At 74.6% G+C, this 14,644-nt stretch carries 15 protein-coding genes; 5 read left to right on the top strand and 10 right to left on the bottom strand.

Annotated features, from left to right (window positions below):
* Positions 1-173: 173 nt before the first annotated feature.
* Complete coding sequence (locus K4G22_RS01840; RefSeq protein WP_228077815.1) at positions 174-1,229, top strand: polyprenyl synthetase family protein; 1,056 nt, start codon at positions 174-176, stop codon at positions 1,227-1,229.
* Positions 1,230-1,264: 35 nt separating this feature from the next.
* On the opposite strand, the gene K4G22_RS01845 is transcribed toward K4G22_RS01840, so the two are convergent.
* The 7 genes from K4G22_RS01845 to K4G22_RS01875 all read right to left on the bottom strand — a co-directional run bounded on the left by K4G22_RS01845 (position 1,265) and on the right by K4G22_RS01875 (position 7,845).
* Positions 1,265-1,822, bottom strand: a complete 558-nt coding sequence (locus K4G22_RS01845; RefSeq protein ID WP_228077816.1) for an arginine repressor — start codon at positions 1,820-1,822, stop codon at positions 1,265-1,267.
* A 16-nt stretch (positions 1,823-1,838) separates the two neighbouring features.
* Positions 1,839-3,029, bottom strand: a complete 1,191-nt coding sequence (locus K4G22_RS01850) for an acetylornithine transaminase (RefSeq protein WP_228077817.1) — start codon at positions 3,027-3,029, stop codon at positions 1,839-1,841.
* Positions 3,026-4,105, bottom strand: a complete 1,080-nt coding sequence (gene argB, locus K4G22_RS01855) for an acetylglutamate kinase (RefSeq protein WP_228077818.1) — start codon at positions 4,103-4,105, stop codon at positions 3,026-3,028. The genes K4G22_RS01850 and argB overlap by 4 nt, the downstream gene beginning before the upstream one ends.
* Before the next feature lie 101 nt (positions 4,106-4,206).
* On the bottom strand, positions 4,207-5,328 hold the full coding sequence (locus K4G22_RS01860) for a bifunctional ornithine acetyltransferase/N-acetylglutamate synthase (RefSeq protein WP_228077820.1): 1,122 nt from the start codon (positions 5,326-5,328) through the stop codon (positions 4,207-4,209).
* On the bottom strand, positions 5,325-6,353 hold the full coding sequence (gene argC / locus K4G22_RS01865; protein ID WP_228077822.1) for an N-acetyl-gamma-glutamyl-phosphate reductase: 1,029 nt from the start codon (positions 6,351-6,353) through the stop codon (positions 5,325-5,327). Before argC ends, K4G22_RS01860 begins: the two co-directional genes overlap by 4 nt.
* 96 nt (positions 6,354-6,449) lie before the next feature.
* Positions 6,450-6,974: an AAA family ATPase gene (locus K4G22_RS01870; protein WP_228077823.1), complete on the bottom strand. Its 525-nt coding sequence runs from the start codon at positions 6,972-6,974 to the stop codon at positions 6,450-6,452.
* A 19-nt stretch (positions 6,975-6,993) separates the two neighbouring features.
* The gene (locus K4G22_RS01875) at positions 6,994-7,845 is read right to left on the bottom strand and encodes an alpha/beta fold hydrolase (protein WP_228077825.1); all 852 of its coding nucleotides are present in this window, start codon (positions 7,843-7,845) and stop codon (positions 6,994-6,996) included.
* 101 nt (positions 7,846-7,946) lie between these two features.
* On the opposite strand from K4G22_RS01875, the gene K4G22_RS01880 reads away from it, so the two are divergent.
* Positions 7,947-9,107 (top strand): ATP-binding protein, encoded by a 1,161-nt coding sequence (locus K4G22_RS01880; protein WP_228077827.1) that lies wholly within the window; start codon positions 7,947-7,949, stop codon positions 9,105-9,107.
* Between the two features lie 17 nt (positions 9,108-9,124).
* Here K4G22_RS01880 and K4G22_RS01885 read toward each other — a convergent pair whose 3' ends face one another.
* Positions 9,125-10,036, bottom strand: a complete 912-nt coding sequence (locus tag K4G22_RS01885) for an AraC family transcriptional regulator (RefSeq protein ID WP_228077828.1) — start codon at positions 10,034-10,036, stop codon at positions 9,125-9,127.
* A gap of 74 nt (positions 10,037-10,110) precedes the next feature.
* Here K4G22_RS01885 and K4G22_RS01890 point away from each other — a divergent pair, with 74 nt between their 5' ends.
* Positions 10,111-11,115, top strand: coding sequence for an SDR family NAD(P)-dependent oxidoreductase (locus K4G22_RS01890; protein ID WP_228077834.1), 1,005 nt, complete (start codon positions 10,111-10,113; stop codon positions 11,113-11,115).
* A gap of 39 nt (positions 11,116-11,154) precedes the next feature.
* Here the strand turns inward: K4G22_RS01890 and K4G22_RS01895 are convergent, their stop codons facing one another.
* A complete protein-coding gene (locus tag K4G22_RS01895; protein WP_228077835.1) occupies positions 11,155-11,793 on the bottom strand; it encodes a TetR/AcrR family transcriptional regulator in 639 nt (212 codons plus the stop codon).
* Between the two features lie 61 nt (positions 11,794-11,854).
* Here K4G22_RS01895 and K4G22_RS01900 point away from each other — a divergent pair, with 61 nt between their 5' ends.
* Positions 11,855-12,499 (top strand): class I SAM-dependent methyltransferase, encoded by a 645-nt coding sequence (locus tag K4G22_RS01900; RefSeq protein ID WP_228077836.1) that lies wholly within the window; start codon positions 11,855-11,857, stop codon positions 12,497-12,499.
* Between the two features lie 25 nt (positions 12,500-12,524).
* Complete coding sequence (locus K4G22_RS01905; RefSeq protein WP_228077840.1) at positions 12,525-13,610, top strand: pyridoxal-phosphate dependent enzyme; 1,086 nt, start codon at positions 12,525-12,527, stop codon at positions 13,608-13,610.
* A 218-nt stretch (positions 13,611-13,828) separates the two neighbouring features.
* Here the strand turns inward: K4G22_RS01905 and K4G22_RS01910 are convergent, their stop codons facing one another.
* A complete protein-coding gene (locus K4G22_RS01910; RefSeq protein ID WP_228077844.1) occupies positions 13,829-14,596 on the bottom strand; it encodes an ATP-grasp domain-containing protein in 768 nt (255 codons plus the stop codon).
* Positions 14,597-14,644 lie beyond the last annotated feature (48 nt).

A 14,644-nucleotide genomic window follows, 5' to 3' on the forward strand; every position in this document is an offset into this window, starting at 1 on the left:
CACCCCCGGGGCTCCGGGGGGAAGCCCTGGTCAGCCGGCCGGGGTGCGGGGCCGGCCGGCGCGCGGCCGGGGCAACCGGCGCGTGCCGGTGCTCGCGCGCCGTTCCGGTGCCCTCCGGCGACGGTCAAGCTGGGACGCGTTGTCCTGACCGGCGCGTTGCGAGGGAGCCCCCGATGACCACCCATCCCCCCACGAAGGACGGGCAGCAGACCGCCAGGGAGGTGCTGCACCGGACCCGGGTGCTGCTCGATCCGGCCCTCCAAGCGTGGGTGCGCCGGCTGCCGCCGCCCGTGGTGCGGGTGGCCTCCTACCACTTCGGCTGGACCGACAGCGCGGGACGCCCGGACAGCGCGCCGCCGGGGAAGGCACTGCGGCCCGCGCTGGTGTTCGCCTGCGCCGAGGCGGTGCGCGGCTCGGCCGAGGAGGCCCTCGCCCCCGCGGTGGCCGTGGAGTTGGTGCACAACTTCTCGCTGCTGCACGACGACATCCTGGACGGCGACACCACCCGCAGGCACCGGGCCACCGCGTGGACGGTCTTCGGCTCGTCGGCCGCGCTGCTCGCCGGGGACGCGCTGCTGATCCACGCCAGCCGGGTCCTCACCGAGGAGGCGGCGCTGCCCAGGACGCTGACCGGGCTGCGCTGGCTGAGCGAGTCGACCACCCAGCTGATCGAGGGCGAGCAGACCGATCTGCACTTCGAGGAGCGCTCCCGGGTCACGTTGGGCGAGTGCCTGTTGATGGCGGAGCGGAAGACGGCCTCGCTGCTGGCCTGCGCCTGCGCCCTGGGCGCGCTCTGGGGCGGTGGCGACCAGCGGCAGACGGAGGCGCTGCGCCGGTTCGGCCACCATCTGGGCGTGCTCTTCCAGTTGACGGACGACCTGCTCGGCATCTGGGGCGATCCGGCGGTCACCGGCAAGCCGGCCGGCGCCGATCTGGCCAGTCGGAAGAAGTCGCTGCCGGTGGTCGCCGCGCTCGACTCGGGCACGCCGGCGGGGCGGCGGCTCGCCGAGCTGTACGCCGAGGAGGAGCCGGAGGCCGACGAGGGGGCGACCACGCCATCGACGCTGGCCGACCTGGTGATCGAGGCGGGCGGACGGGCCTGGGCCGAACGCGCCGTCGTCGAGCAACTGGGCCTGGCCGAGAGCGCGTTGGCCACCGCCGACGTGTCCAAGGAGGCGGCGGGGCGGCTGATCGCGCTGCTCCGCCTGGTGGGCCAGCGGGACCACTGACCGGGCGCGGGGCCAGGGCGGGGGCCGCCCGGCGGCTACTCCCCCGGGCCCGCCTCCCGCTGCGCGAGGCGGAGCAGATGGTCGGCCAGGGACTGCCCGCCGTCGGGGGCCCGGCTGATCAGCAGCACCGTGTCGTCTCCGGCGATGGTGCCCAGGATGTCGTGCACCTCGGCCTGGTCGATCGCGGAGGCGAGGAACTGCGCCGCGCCGGGCGGGGTGCGCAGCACCACCAGGTTGGCCGACGCCTCGGCGGCGATCAGCAGCTCGCCGGCGAGCCGGGCCATCCGCTCCTCCTTGGCGGACTCGCCCAGCGGCGCCCGCGGGGTGCGGAAGCCGCCCTCGCTCGGCACCGCGTAGATCAGCTCGCCGCTGGTGCCGCGGATCTTGACCGCGCCCAGCTCGTCCAGATCCCGGCTGAGCGTCGCCTGGGTGACGCTCAGCCCGTCGTCCGCGAGGAGCTTGGCGAGCTGGCTCTGTGAGCGCACCGGACCACGGTTGAGGATCTCCACGATCCTGCGGTGCCTGGCCGTGCGCGTCTGGGGCACGGCGGGGCCGCCTGCCTGGCCGCCTCTGGGTCGCTCCGGGTCGCTCATGCTCCCTCTCCGGTTGTCATCCGTCCGTCGCTTCGGCGCGCGCGGCGTCCAACACCCCGGGCAGCGCGGCGAGGAGGGCGTCCACCTCCGCCTTGCCGATGATCAGGGGCGGCGCCAGCCGCACCACGTCGGGGACCGCCGCGTTCACCAACAGCCCGGCCTCCTGGGCCGATCGCTGCACCCGCGCGGACACGGGCTGGGTAAGCACGATACCGACCAGCAGACCGGCGCCCCTGACCCCCTGGACCAACGGGTGCCCGAGCCGCTCGACTCCGGCGCGCAGCCGCTCCCCCGTCTCCTTGACCCGCTGGAGCAGCTCCTCGGTCTCGATGGTCTCCAGCACCGCGAGGGCAGCGGCGCAGGAGACCGGGTTGCCGCCGAAGGTGGAGCCGTGCCGGCCGGGCGTGAACAGCTCGGCGGCCTCGCCGAAGGCGAGGGTGGCGCCGATGGGGAGACCGCCGCCCAACCCCTTGGCCAGGGTGATCACATCGGGCTCCACGCCCTGCGCCTGGCCGGCGAACCAGTGCCCCGTCCTGCCGATCCCGGTCTGCACCTCGTCCAGCACCAGCAGCGTGCCGGTGGCCCTGGTGATCTCCCGCGCCGCCGCGAGATAGCCCTCGGGGGGCATCACCACGCCGTTCTCCCCCTGGATCGGCTCGACGATCAGCAGCGCGGTCTGAGGGGTGACCGCGGCGCGCAGGGCCGGTATGTCGCCGAAGGGCACATGGGTCACCTCGCCGGGCAGCGGATGGAACCCGTCCCGCTTGCCCGGCTGGCCGGTGAGCGCGAGCGCGCCGACGGTGCGGCCGTGGAACGCGCCCTCGGTGGCGACCATGTGCGGGCGCCCGGTGAGCCGGCCGAGCTTGAACGCGGCCTCGTTCGCCTCGGCGCCCGAGTTGGAGAAGTAGACCCGCCCCGGCCGGCCGGCCAGCGCCAGCAGCCGTTCGGCGAGCGCCACGGTGGGCTCGGCGACAAAGAGGTTGGAGACGTGTCCGAGCCGGGCGATCTGCTCGGAGACGGCCGCCACCACGGCCGGATGCGCGGTGCCGAGGGCGTTGACGGCGATCCCGCCGACGAAGTCGAGGTACTCCCGGCCGTCGGCGTCCCAGAAGCGCGCGCCCTCGCCATGGGTGAGCGGCACCCGGGGCAGCCCGTAGTTGTCCATCAGCGCGGCCTGCCACCTGGCGTTCAACGACGCGTTGCTCATGACGGCGCTCCCTGGTTCGCGGTGTCGGCGGTGGGGTCGGCGGGGGTGGTGGTGACGGTGTCGGTGGGGGTGGCCGAGGTGGCGGACGGCTCGTCCGGCACGACCATGGTGCCGATGCCCTCGTCGGTGAAGATCTCCAGCAGGATGGAGTGCTGCACCCGGCCGTCGATCACCCGGGCGGTGGTGACCCCGTGGCGCACCGCGTAGAGGCAGCCCTCCATCTTGGGCACCATGCCGCTGGCCAGCTCGGGGAGCAGCTTCTCCAGCTCGCTCTCGGTCAGCCTGCTGATCACCTCGTCGCTGGCCGGCCAGTCGGCGTAGAGGCCCTCGACGTCGGTGAGCACGATCAGCGTCTCGGCGCCGAGGGCGGCGGCCAGCGCGGCGGCGGCGGTGTCGGCGTTGATGTTGTAGACGTGGTCGTCGTCGGCGCTGCGGGCGATGGACGAGATCACGGGGATGCGGCCGTCGTCGAGCAGGGCGTGGATCGCGCCGGTCTCGATCGCGGTGATGTCGCCGACCCGGCCGAGGTCGACCCGCTCCCCCTCGATATCGGCATAGCGCTTTGTCGCGGTGAGGATATGCGCGTCCTCGCCCGTCATGCCGACGGCCCAGGGCCCGTGCTGGTTGAGCAGCCCGACCAGCTCCCGTTGCACCTGGCCGGCCAGCACCATCCGCACGACGTCCATGGTCTCCGGGGTGGTGACCCGCAGGCCACCCTTGAACTCCGAGGCCAGGCCCAGGCGTTCCAGCTGACGGGTGATCTGCGGCCCGCCGCCGTGCACCACGACGGGACGCAGCCCGGCGTGGCGGAGGAAGACGACGTCCTGGGCGAAGGCCGCCTTCAGCTCCTCGTCCACCATGGCGTTGCCGCCGAACTTGATCACCACCGTCCTGCCGTGGTGGCGGGTGAGCCAGGGCAGCGCCTCGATCAGGATGCGCGCCTTGGGGAGCGCGGTATGCCGGCGGGTGGCTCCGCGCGCCTCGGAGAAGGGCGTCTCGGAGACGGGCGTCTCGGCGGGGCCCTTCGCCGGGCTTCCCGTCTGGCTCTCCGCCGGGCCTTCCGTCGGGCTCTCCATCGGGCTTTCCGTCGGGTGGGGACGGGGTGCGTCCCTGGGTTCGTTGACCGTCATCACAAGCTTTCGGCTCTGGAGGGTCGTTCGGGCTGGGGGTGGGGCGCTCAGGGCGCGGCGGCTCCCGCCGCCGGCAGATCGGTGGTCCACACGGTGGCGGAGCGCGTCCCCACGCCCAGGTCGACGGCGATCGCCACCGCGCGAAAGCGCAGGTCCACCAGGGCGGCGTCGTCGCCGGCCGCCCCGTCGCGGCAGACCTGGACTCCGCCCAACGTGACGGCCAGGCGGTGTGGTTCGAAGGCCGCGTCCGCGCCGCCGAGGGCGGCGACGATCCGGCCCCAGTCGGGGTCCTCGCGGTGGATGGCGTGGCGCAGCGGGTCGTCGCCGGCGATGGCGCGCCCCACGGCGAGGGCGTCCTCCTCGGTGGCCGCGCCGCGCACCTCGATCTCGATCTCCTTGGTCGCGCCGGGCGCGCTCCGCACCGCCTGGCGCGCGAGGTCGGCACAGACCCGGCGCACCGCGTCGGCGAACTCGGCCTCGTCCGGGGCGCGGCGGGAGGCGCCCGAGGCCAACAGCAGGGCCGTGTCGCCGGGGGAGGCGGCGGTCCTGGCGCCGATCCGGTGGAACGTGGCCCCGAGGGCGGGGCGCAGGGCGTGCTCAAGCGCCGGCGCCGGCAGTTCGGCGTCGGTGGTGAGCACCACGGGCGAGCTGGTCGGCGCGGCGCCGGCGACCATCCCGCCCACCGTCCAGCCCTCGCCCCTGACGGCCGCGGTGACGGGCGGGCCGGGCGCGGGGGCGAGGGCCTGGGCGGCCCGCTCCCCGCCGAACTCGTGAGCCCGCTCGGCGAGCAGATCGACGGCGGGCAGCAGCGTCCCCAGGGACGCCCGGACGCCGATCCGGCCGGTGGCGGCGAAGGCCACCTGGGCGGCGTCGCGGCCCACCGCCAGCGCGGTGCGCTCGACGACGGCGTGCACGTCCTGGAAGCCGAGCGGTCCCGTGCACGCGTGGGCGTTGGCCGTGTCGAGCAGCACGGCGCCGACCGCGCCGCCGCGCAGCACCTGCGCGGACCACAACACCGGCGCCGACGGGAGGCGGTGGCTGGTGAACACGCCGGCCGCCGCCCGTGTCGGCCCCTCGTTGACCACCAGCGCCAGATCCGGTGCCCCCTCGCCGCCCGGCCGAGCGGCCACCCCGGCGGCCGTGAAGCCGGCCGGCGCGGTCACGCTCACGGGGCGAGGCCGGTCAGCGGGAGCCCCGACTCCTCGGGCAGTCCCAGGGCGATGTTCATGCTCTGCACGGCGCCGCCCGCCGTGCCCTTGGTGAGGTTGTCGATGGCGCTGATGACGACCACCCGGCCGGCGGCCTCGTCGAGCGCGACCTGCACCAGCGCCGCGTTGGAGCCGGTGACGGCCGCGGTGGTGGGCCACTGCCCCTCGGGCAGCAGCTGGACGAAGCGCTCGCCGGCGAACGCCTTGGCGTAGACCTCGCGCAGCGCCCCGGCGTCGCCCCCGGGGACGGCGCGGGCCGAGCAGGTGGCGAGGATGCCGCGCGCCATGGGCGCGAGCGTCGGGGTGAAGGAGACGGTGACCGGCCGGCCGGCCACGGCGGCGAGGTTCTGCGCCATCTCCGGGGTGTGCCGGTGGCCGCCGCCGACGCCGTAGGGGCTCATCGAGCCCATCACCTCGCTGCCGAGCAGATGCGGCTTGAGCGCCTTGCCGGCGCCCGAGGTGCCGGTGGCGGCGACGATCACCGCCTCGGGCTCGACCAGCCCCGCGGCATAGGCGGGGAAGAGCGCCAGACTGACGGCGGTCGGGTAGCAGCCCGGGACGGCCACCCGGCGGGCGCCGCGCAGCGCGTCGCGCGCGCCCGGCAGCTCGGGCAGGCCATACGGCCAGGTGCCGGCGTGCGGGGTGCCGTAGAAGCGTTCCCAGTCGGCCGCGTCCCGCAGCCGGAAGTCGGCGCCGCAGTCGACGATCAGCGCGGCATCGCCCAACTCCTCGGCCACGGCGGCCGATTGGCCGTGCGGCAGCGCGAGGAAGACCACATCGTGACCTTTGAGCGTTCCCGGCGTGGTCGGCTCCACCACGCGGTCGGCCAGCGGCACCAGATGCGGCTGCACACTCCCCAGCCGCTGCCCGGCGCTGCTGTTCCCGGTCAGGGTTCCGATCCGTACCTCGGGGTGTCCCAGCAGCAGCCGGAGAATCTCGCCCCCCGCATAGCCACTGGCGCCCGCCACCGCAGCACGCACTACCATCGCCTCCTCCTACCGATGGCATGACTATACGTAGCGCAACAGTTTTATGCAATCAGTGGCAGCGTCGACGCCCCGGCCTCGCGCGGCGGGCCGGCGTCAGCCCTTGACGGCCTCCGCGATCCGCTGGGCGGCTTGGGCGGGGGTGAGGTGGGTGGTGTCGACGACCTCGGCCTCGGCGTGGAGCCAGGTGCGGGCCGCCTCGGCGTAGGGCTCAAGGTACTGGAGACGGAACGGGGAGTCGGGGCCGAGAACGGTGTCGCCCGCGATGCGCCCGCGGAGGGTCTCCTGGTCGGCGTGGAGGACGAAGTGCCGTACCGGGATGCCGTGGTGCGCGAGACCCGTGCTGATCTCGCGCCAGTACCGCTCGACCAGGACCGTCATGGGCATCACCAGGGTGCCGCCGGTGTAGTCGAGTACGTGGCGGGCGGTCTCCACCACGAGTGGCCGCCATGGCGGCCAGTGCTGGAAGTTGTCCGTCCCCGGCAGCCCCGGCGAGATGTCCATGAGCGTCTCGCCCACCTTCTCGGCGTCGAACACCCGGGAGTCCGGGAGGAGTTGCTGCACCAGCGCACTGGTCGTCGTCTTGCCGGCGCCATGGGTGCCGTTGAGCCATACGATCATGGGACCTGACGCTAGTCCCTCAGGGCATGGCCAGGAAGTCGCCGACCGTGGAGCGGAAACCGTTCGGGTCCTCCACCCAGGGCAGGTGTCCCGCGCCGTCGAGCAGCGTCCGGGAGACCCGGGGAAGGGCCTCGGCCAGCGAGTCGAGCGCCGTGTTCGGCCGGATGTCCTCAGCCCCGTGCACGATCAGCACCGGCACGTCCAACCGCTCGCATTCCGCCCGCAGTTCGGGGGTGCCCGAGACGCGGTCGACCTCGGCGCCGATGGTCGTGTTGCACGCGTGGTTCACCGCGAACCAGGGCGTGGCCGACGCCTCGGCCAGGGCCAGCGCCCGCTCCCGGTCGGCGTAGTCGGCGGACCACTGCAACAGGCACCACTCCCGTTCCTCGGCCTCGGTGCGCTCCCGGTCGCCCAGCGTCTCCCAACGCGCCAGGTGCTGCCCGAGGTTGGCGCGGAGGTTCTGCCGGTAGGCCGGCCGCCAGGTGGTGCGGTCGTCGATTCCGGTGCCGGAGACATAGGCCAGCGCGCTCACCCGCCCGGGATGGTCGAGCGCGTACCGCAGCGCCAGCTGGGCGCCGTAGGAGTGGCCGAGCAGCGCCATCCGGTCGAGGCCGAAGTGGCGGCGCACGGCGTCGAGATCGGCCACCGACCGGGCCAGCGAGTAGGGGCCGCGCCGCTGCGAGCGTCCGCAGCCCCGTTGGTCCCAGCGGTGCACGGTGGCCCGGTCGGCCAGCAGCGCGGCCAGCTCGTCCAGGAAGTCCCACAGGCCCGGGCCGCCATGGCAGAGGATCACGGGAGCGCCCTCCCCCACCCGCGTCGCCCAGAGCCGGGTCCCGTCGTCGGTCAGTACGGCCTCGTCCTCGCTGCTCATGGGGGCTCAGTCTGCTGGGGCGATCGGCTCCGTGACAACCGCGGTACGGGGGACGGAAATCCGGTCGCCAGCGGGCGTCGGCGGTGGCTACCGTCCCTCGGATGACCGACGGTTTTCCCCTGCTCTGGCTCTGCGGTCCCTCGGGCGTCGGCAAGACCTCGGTGGGCTGGGAGATCTTCACCCGGCTCGGCCGGGCCGGGATCGTCGCCGGCTATCTCGACGCCGACCAGGTCGGCCTCTGCTATCCGGCGCCGGCCGACGATCCGGGGACCCACCGCGTCAAGGCGAGCAACGTCGGCGCCATGGCGCGGACCCTGCACGCGGCCGGGGCCAGCTGCCTGGTCCTCTCCGGCGGGGTGCGGCACGCGGCCGAGGTGTCCCGGTACGCCGAGGCGGTGCCGGACGCGGCCCTCACCCTCTGCCGCCTCCATGTCGGGATCGACGAGCTGCGGGCCCGGTTCCTGGGCCGGGGATGGCGGCCGGAGCTGCTGGCGGAGAACGAGCGGACCGCCGCGGCACTGGACCACAGCACCTTCGCCGACCTCGACCTCGACGTCACGGGGCTCTCCGTCGCCGAGACGGCGCCGCGGGTGCTGGAGCGCGCCGGCGGCTGGCCGGGGCCGGCGACCGCGTCCCCGCCCGGCCCGGCACCCGCCGCCGACCGCCCGTCGGGCCCGGTGCCGAGGCCGGTGCCGGTGCTCTGGCTCTGCGGCGCGAGTGGCGTCGGCAAGTCCGAGGTCGCCTGGGCGGTCTTCGCCCGGCTCTTCGCCACCGGGGTCACGGCGGCGCAGGTGGACCTCGGCCAGCTCGGTTTCCTCCACCCCACCCCGGCGAACGGCCGGGCGAACGACCCGGCCGGCCACCGGCTGCGGGCCCGGGCGCTGGCCGCCCTCTGGCCCAACTACCGTGCGGCGGGGGCTCGTTGTCTGATACTCGCCGGCGAGGTGGACGATCAGGAGACGGTGCGCGGCTATGCCGAGGCCCTGCCGGATGGCAGGTTCACCCTGGTCAGGCTGCACGCCGGCGCCGACGTGCTCAGGGAACGCGTCCAGCTGCGCGGCCGGGGCGTCGGCCCCCGGCTGCCCGGCGACCCGCTGCTCGGCCGCTCGCCCGGGGAGCTGCGCCGCCACGCCGAGGCGGCGGCGCGCGAGGCCGGGCGGCTGGAGGCCGCCGGGGTCGGCGCGGTGCGGGTGGCGACGGACGGCCGCGCGATCGACGCCATCGCGGCCGAGGTGGCACGGCTGCTCCCCGACCTCGGCTGAGCCGCCCGCGTACGGGCTCAGCCGCGCGCCCGGTCGCGGTAGCGCAGCGGCGACTCGCCCACCTCCCGTTTGAAGGCGGTGCTGAACGCGCTCTCCGAGCCGTAGCCCAACTCGGCCGCCAGCGAGCCGACGCGGACATCCCCGTCCCGCAGGGCGCGCCGGGCCAGCAGCATCCGCCAGCGGTGGAGATAGGTGAGCGGTGGCACGCCGGCCGTGGTCCGGAAGCGTTCGGCGAACGACGTCCTTGACATCGCGGCGGCGTGCGCCAACTCCTCAAGACGCCAGGTCCTGCCGGGCTCGGCGTGCATCCGGCCGAGCGCGGGACGCAGCCGCTCGTCGGTGAGCAACCGCAGCCAGCCGGGCGGGAGTTCGGCCTGGTCGAGATAGGCGCGCAGCACTTCGAGCAGCAGGAGTTGACCGTACTGGCGGATCGCGAACGCCGAGCCCACCCGGTCGGCCGTCACCTCCGCGAAGAGCCGGTCGAGGATCGCGCGCAGGCTGGCCGCCGTCACGCCCCTGACGTGGCCGACCGGTGGCAGCGCGCGTGTCAGCAACGCCCGCCCGACCGGGTTGAGTTCGACGCGACCGCCGAAGAGGACATCGTCGAGGTCACCGTCGGCGCCCAGCAGGACGCTGGAGGGGAAGCCCGGCGTGGGCGCGATCTCGCGGCGCGGCCCCTCGCCGGTGCCGCCCGCCAGCTCCAGCCATGAGATGTCGTTCAGCACGGCGACATCGCCGGGCCCCAGCTCGATCGGCCCGTCGAGGCCGTCGGCGGTCAGCCGGGCCCGGCCGCGCGCCATCGCCATGAACTTGAGCTGACCGGGCAGCGCCGCACGCGTCACCCAGGGGCCCCGGACGGCGAAGCCGCCCGTCATCTGGCCGCGCACCTCGACGAGTTCGAACACCTCGGACAGCTGGTCGCCGGTCATATCCGTACTCTCACGCAACAAATACGGACCGTCAATGATTCATCGTGCGCGCGGTTCCGCGCAGAGTGGAGGGCATGACTCACCACCAACGCCCCCTGGGATCCGGCTTCACCGCCGCCTCGACCGCCGAAGAGGTGCTCCGAGGCATCGACCTGTCCGGCCGCGACGTCGTCATCACCGGTGGCCACGTCGGGATCGGCCTGGAGGCCACCCGGGCGCTCAGCGCCGCCGGCGCCTCCGTCACCGTGGGCGCGCGTCAACCCGACCGCGCCGCCTCCGCGTTGGCCGGGATCGAGCGTGTCGAGGTCGACCGGCTCGACCTCCTCGACCCGGCCTCGGTCGACACCTTCGCCGCCCGGTACCTGGCGTCCGGCCGCCCGCTGCACATCCTGATCAACAACGCCGGCATCATGGGCGGCCCCCTGGCGCGCGACGCCCGGGGCTACGAGGCGCAGTTCGCGACCAACCATCTCGGCCACTTCCAGCTGACGTCGGCCCTGCTGCCCGCGCTGCGCACCGCGCACGGCGCCCGGGTCGTCATGGTGACGTCCGCTGGGCATCGGCTCTCCGACATCCGTTGGGACGACCCGCACTTCACCTCCGGCTACGACGGCATGCTCGCCTACGGCCAGTCCAAGACCGGCAATGTGCTGTTCGCCGTCGAGCTGGATCGGCGCTGGGCCCCGGACGGCATCCGTGGCTACGCCGTGCACCCCGGCATCATCGTCGGCACCGGTCTCGGCCCGGCGGACCGCGACAGCGGGGCGGCGGACGAGGAGCCGCTGCGGGCCATGGGGCTGATCGACGAGGCCGGCCGGCCGATCATCGCCCCGGAGCGCGGCCAGAAGACCGCCCAACAGGGCGCCAGCACCACGGTGTTCGCGGCGACCAGCCCGCTGCTGAGCGGGATCGGCGGGGTCTATCTGCGGGACAACGACATCTCAGCGCTGGACGAGGACCCGTCGCCCATCGTCTTCGGCGTCGAGCCGATCCTGGTCACCGATGTGGTGCCGCACGCGGTCGACCCGAAGTCGGCCGAGCGGCTCTGGGAGCTGAGCGAGCGGCTGCTCACGGCGTGACGCCTCGGTATCGGGGCGCGGGCCGCCGCGCCTACGCGCCTAGGGCGCGTCGGCGCAGAGCTGGGCGCGCAGGGTGGAGTAGGCCCACTCCTCCCACGCGTCCGGCGACCAGCCGCGATCGCGGACGAAGATCAGGTACATCTCCGGGCTGAGCAGGCCGAACAGCAGGTCGGCGGCGGTGTCGACGGAGATCTCGGGGCGGACGTCCGGCCTGCGGACCAACGCCTCGGCCGCCACCCGGTGCACGGTGTAGCGCGGGTCCTGGCCCTGCGGCCACTGCGCGGCGATCTCCGGGTCGGTGGCCGAGGCGGCGGCGATCAACGGCATGATCGGCGCGACCCGTTCGAGGACCCCACGGGCACCCCGCACCTGCGCGCGCAGTTGCTCGGGTGCCGTGGGGGCGGCGCAGGCGGCACGGAACCACGGGCGGTCCAGGGTGGCGACGGGTTCGACGTCGCCAGCGATGGAGGCGTCCACGACGCCCTTGAACAGGGTGCGCTTGTTGCGGAAGACGAAGTAGATCGTCTGAACCGCCACGCCGGCGCGGTCCGCGACCTGTTGCAGGCTCGTCGCGCCGTAGCCCTGCGCGACGAACAGCTCCAGCGCCGCTCCGACGATCTTCTCGCGGGTGTGCCGCGCGCGCTCCGCCCGTTTGTCCGGCCGCTTGACGGGGTCCATGCGCCGAGCCTATATCTAGAGTGGAACACTAGAGTCATGCTCTAAATTCTTGGAGACCACGATGACCGAACCGCGCGGCACCGCACGAGAGGGCGGCGGTGGGCTCGCCGCTCCGAGCGCCCAGGAGCACGCCGTCCGCCGGGAGTTGGAGGACTACTACCGCTCCGGCAGCCCGCCGTGGGACACCGGGGTGACCCCGCCCGAGCTGGTCGCCCTGGTCGAGGGGCCCGACGCGCTGCCGGCCGGCCGAGCCCTCGAACTCGGCTGTGGCACAGGCACCAACGCCGTCTATCTGGCCCGGCACGGCTGGGACGTGGTCGGTGTCGACCTGGTCGAGCGGGCCATCCGCCGGGCCGAGGCGAAGACCGCCGCCGCGGGGGTGTCGCTCCGGCTGCTGCACGGCGACGCGACCCGACTCGACGGCCTCGACGCACCGGGGCCCTACCAGCTGTTCTTCGACCTGAGCTGCTACTGCGGCATCCCACCGCACCGCCGCGACGCCTATGCCGCCGGCCTCACCGACCGCGCGGCGCCGGGCGCCTGGCTGCTGATGTTCGGATACGGCCCCGAGGCGTTCGACGATCCGGTCTCCGGCGTCACGGCCGACGAACTTCGCGCCCGGTTCGCCGGTTGGGAGCTGACCCGAACCACTGCCGGCACCAACGAGATGCCCACCTTCTGGTTCGTCCTGCGCCGGGACCGGTAGCCTCCCGGTCACGGAGGAGGGGGCCATGACACGGGGAGGCGCCATGACCTGGGCCGTCGAGGCCGTCGCCCGGCTGCGCGCCGAGGCGGCGAGCCATGGCCCGACGCCGCTCCGCGCGCTGCCGCTGCCCGCGTTCCCCGACATCGAGGTCCACCTCAAGGACGAGTCGGCGCAGCCCACCGGCAGCGTCAAGCACCGCCTGGTGCGCGCCCTCTACCACCGCGCGATCGCCGGCGGGCACCTCGGCGCCGGCGTTCCGGTGGTCGTCGGCACCGCGGGGGCGGTCGCCGTCGCCGGGGCGTACTTCGCCCGGCTGTTGGGGCTCCCGTTCACCGCCGTGGTGCCGAGGGGAGCGCCGCCCGCGGTGCGCGCCAGGATCGAACGGGAGGGCGGGCGCTGGCAGTTGGCGCGGCAGCCGCCGGCCGCGCTGGGCGCGGAGGCCGCGTCGGTGGCGCGCGATCTCGGCGGCCATCTCCTGGACCACTTCGCCGAGGCCACGCCGGCCCTCGCCGAACACGGCGGCCCCTCCCTCGCCGAGGAGGTGCTCAGCCAACTGCGCGACACCGCGCACCCGACGCCCCGCTGGCTGGTGACCGGCGCCGGCACCGGCGCCACCTCGGCCACCTGCGGGCGCCATCTGCGGGCGCACTCCCCCGGCACCCGGCTGGCCGTGGTGGACCCGGAGCACTCGGCGTACTTCCCCGGCTGGGCGAGCGACTGCGCGGACTACGCCACCGGCATGCCGTCGCGCATCCCCGGCATCGGCCGGCCCAGGATCGAGCCCGGCTTCACGCCCTCGGTGATCGACCTGGTCCTCCCCGTGCCGGACGGCGCCTCCGTGGCGGCCATGCGCTGGCTCGACGACCGCGCCGGCCTCGCCGTCGGCCCCGCCGCCGGCACCGGCCTGTGGGGCGCCTGCCAGCTGGTGCGGCGGATGGCCGAGGCCGGCGAGAGCGGCAGCGTGGTCACCGTCGCCGGCGACGGCGCCGCGCCCTACCGGCGGACCCACCTGGACGCGGCGTGGCTCGCGAAGCGCGGGCTCGACCCGACCCCCTACGAGGGCACCCTCGAACGCTTCGCCACCACGGGCGAGTGGCGGGCGACGCCTTAGGTGTTCTGTCCCGGGACGTCGGCGACACGCGTGCCGGGTGCTTGAACGGGTGAGGGCCTTCCGGGGGTTCGGTGGGGATTGGGACAGCTACCGCCGACCGCCAGGAGGCCCTCGTCTTCCACCGTGAAGCCCCGCTGACCGAGACCGGGGTCTGTGTCCGGCCCACCGGGTCGTCGATGACAGCCCCCGGCGCACACCGACGCGGACCGAACGCCGCGTCATCGACGTCCGCCGCGCCCGGGCACGGTGCGGACGAACGGCCGGTCGCGCGCGTCCACGGCGGAGAGCGGACGGGCGGCGCGGAGCACCACGTCCAGTGCGCGGTCCGGGTCGCCGGCGTAGATCCCGCTGGCCCAGGCCGCGTTGGCCTCGATCACCGCCCACCGGCCGCCGGTCGGACCGATGTCCACCACGATCGCCGAGGGCAGCGTGTGCCCCCGCTCGGCGAGCAGGTCGGCGGCGAAGGCCAGCGCCGCCGGGGGCAGCGGCCCCCGGCGCGGTCGGCCGTCCTCGGCGTACTGGCTGCCGGTGTGCACGGCGCCGTCCAGCACATGGAGCCGGTACTCGGCGGAGAACGCGACGATATCGCTGACCAGCACCTCGGTCTCCGGCGCGAACGCGTCCAGCCCCGGCAGCCGGGAACCGTCGGGATAGACCCGTGCCGGTATCGACTTGTCGTTCGGCGACTTGACGAACACCGGGCGCCGCAGCGCGTGCGCCCGCGCGAGCGGCATCAGGGTGATCTCGCGCCCGGTGTGGGCGCGGGGCAGCGTGGCGAGCCAGTCGCCGGGGGCCTGGAGGGCGGCGATGCCCAGGGCGGGGGCCACCGCGTCGGCGAAGGAGGGCCCCGCGTGCAGATGTCGGGCGCGCAGACCCGGCGGCACGGCGAAGGACGGCAGCACCACGGTGGCGAGCCCACGGCGCTCGGCCGCGGCACGGACCGAGGCGGCGGACGCGGTGAGCCGGGGCGGCAGGACAAGGGTCATGGGCCCAGGCTTTCGCGCCGGGGCACCCGAACGGAAGGCGGGCCGCGC

Origin of the sequence: Streptomyces profundus, assembly GCF_020740535.1 — a bacterium.
Taxonomy (GTDB): Bacteria; Actinomycetota; Actinomycetes; order Streptomycetales; family Streptomycetaceae; genus Streptomyces; species Streptomyces profundus.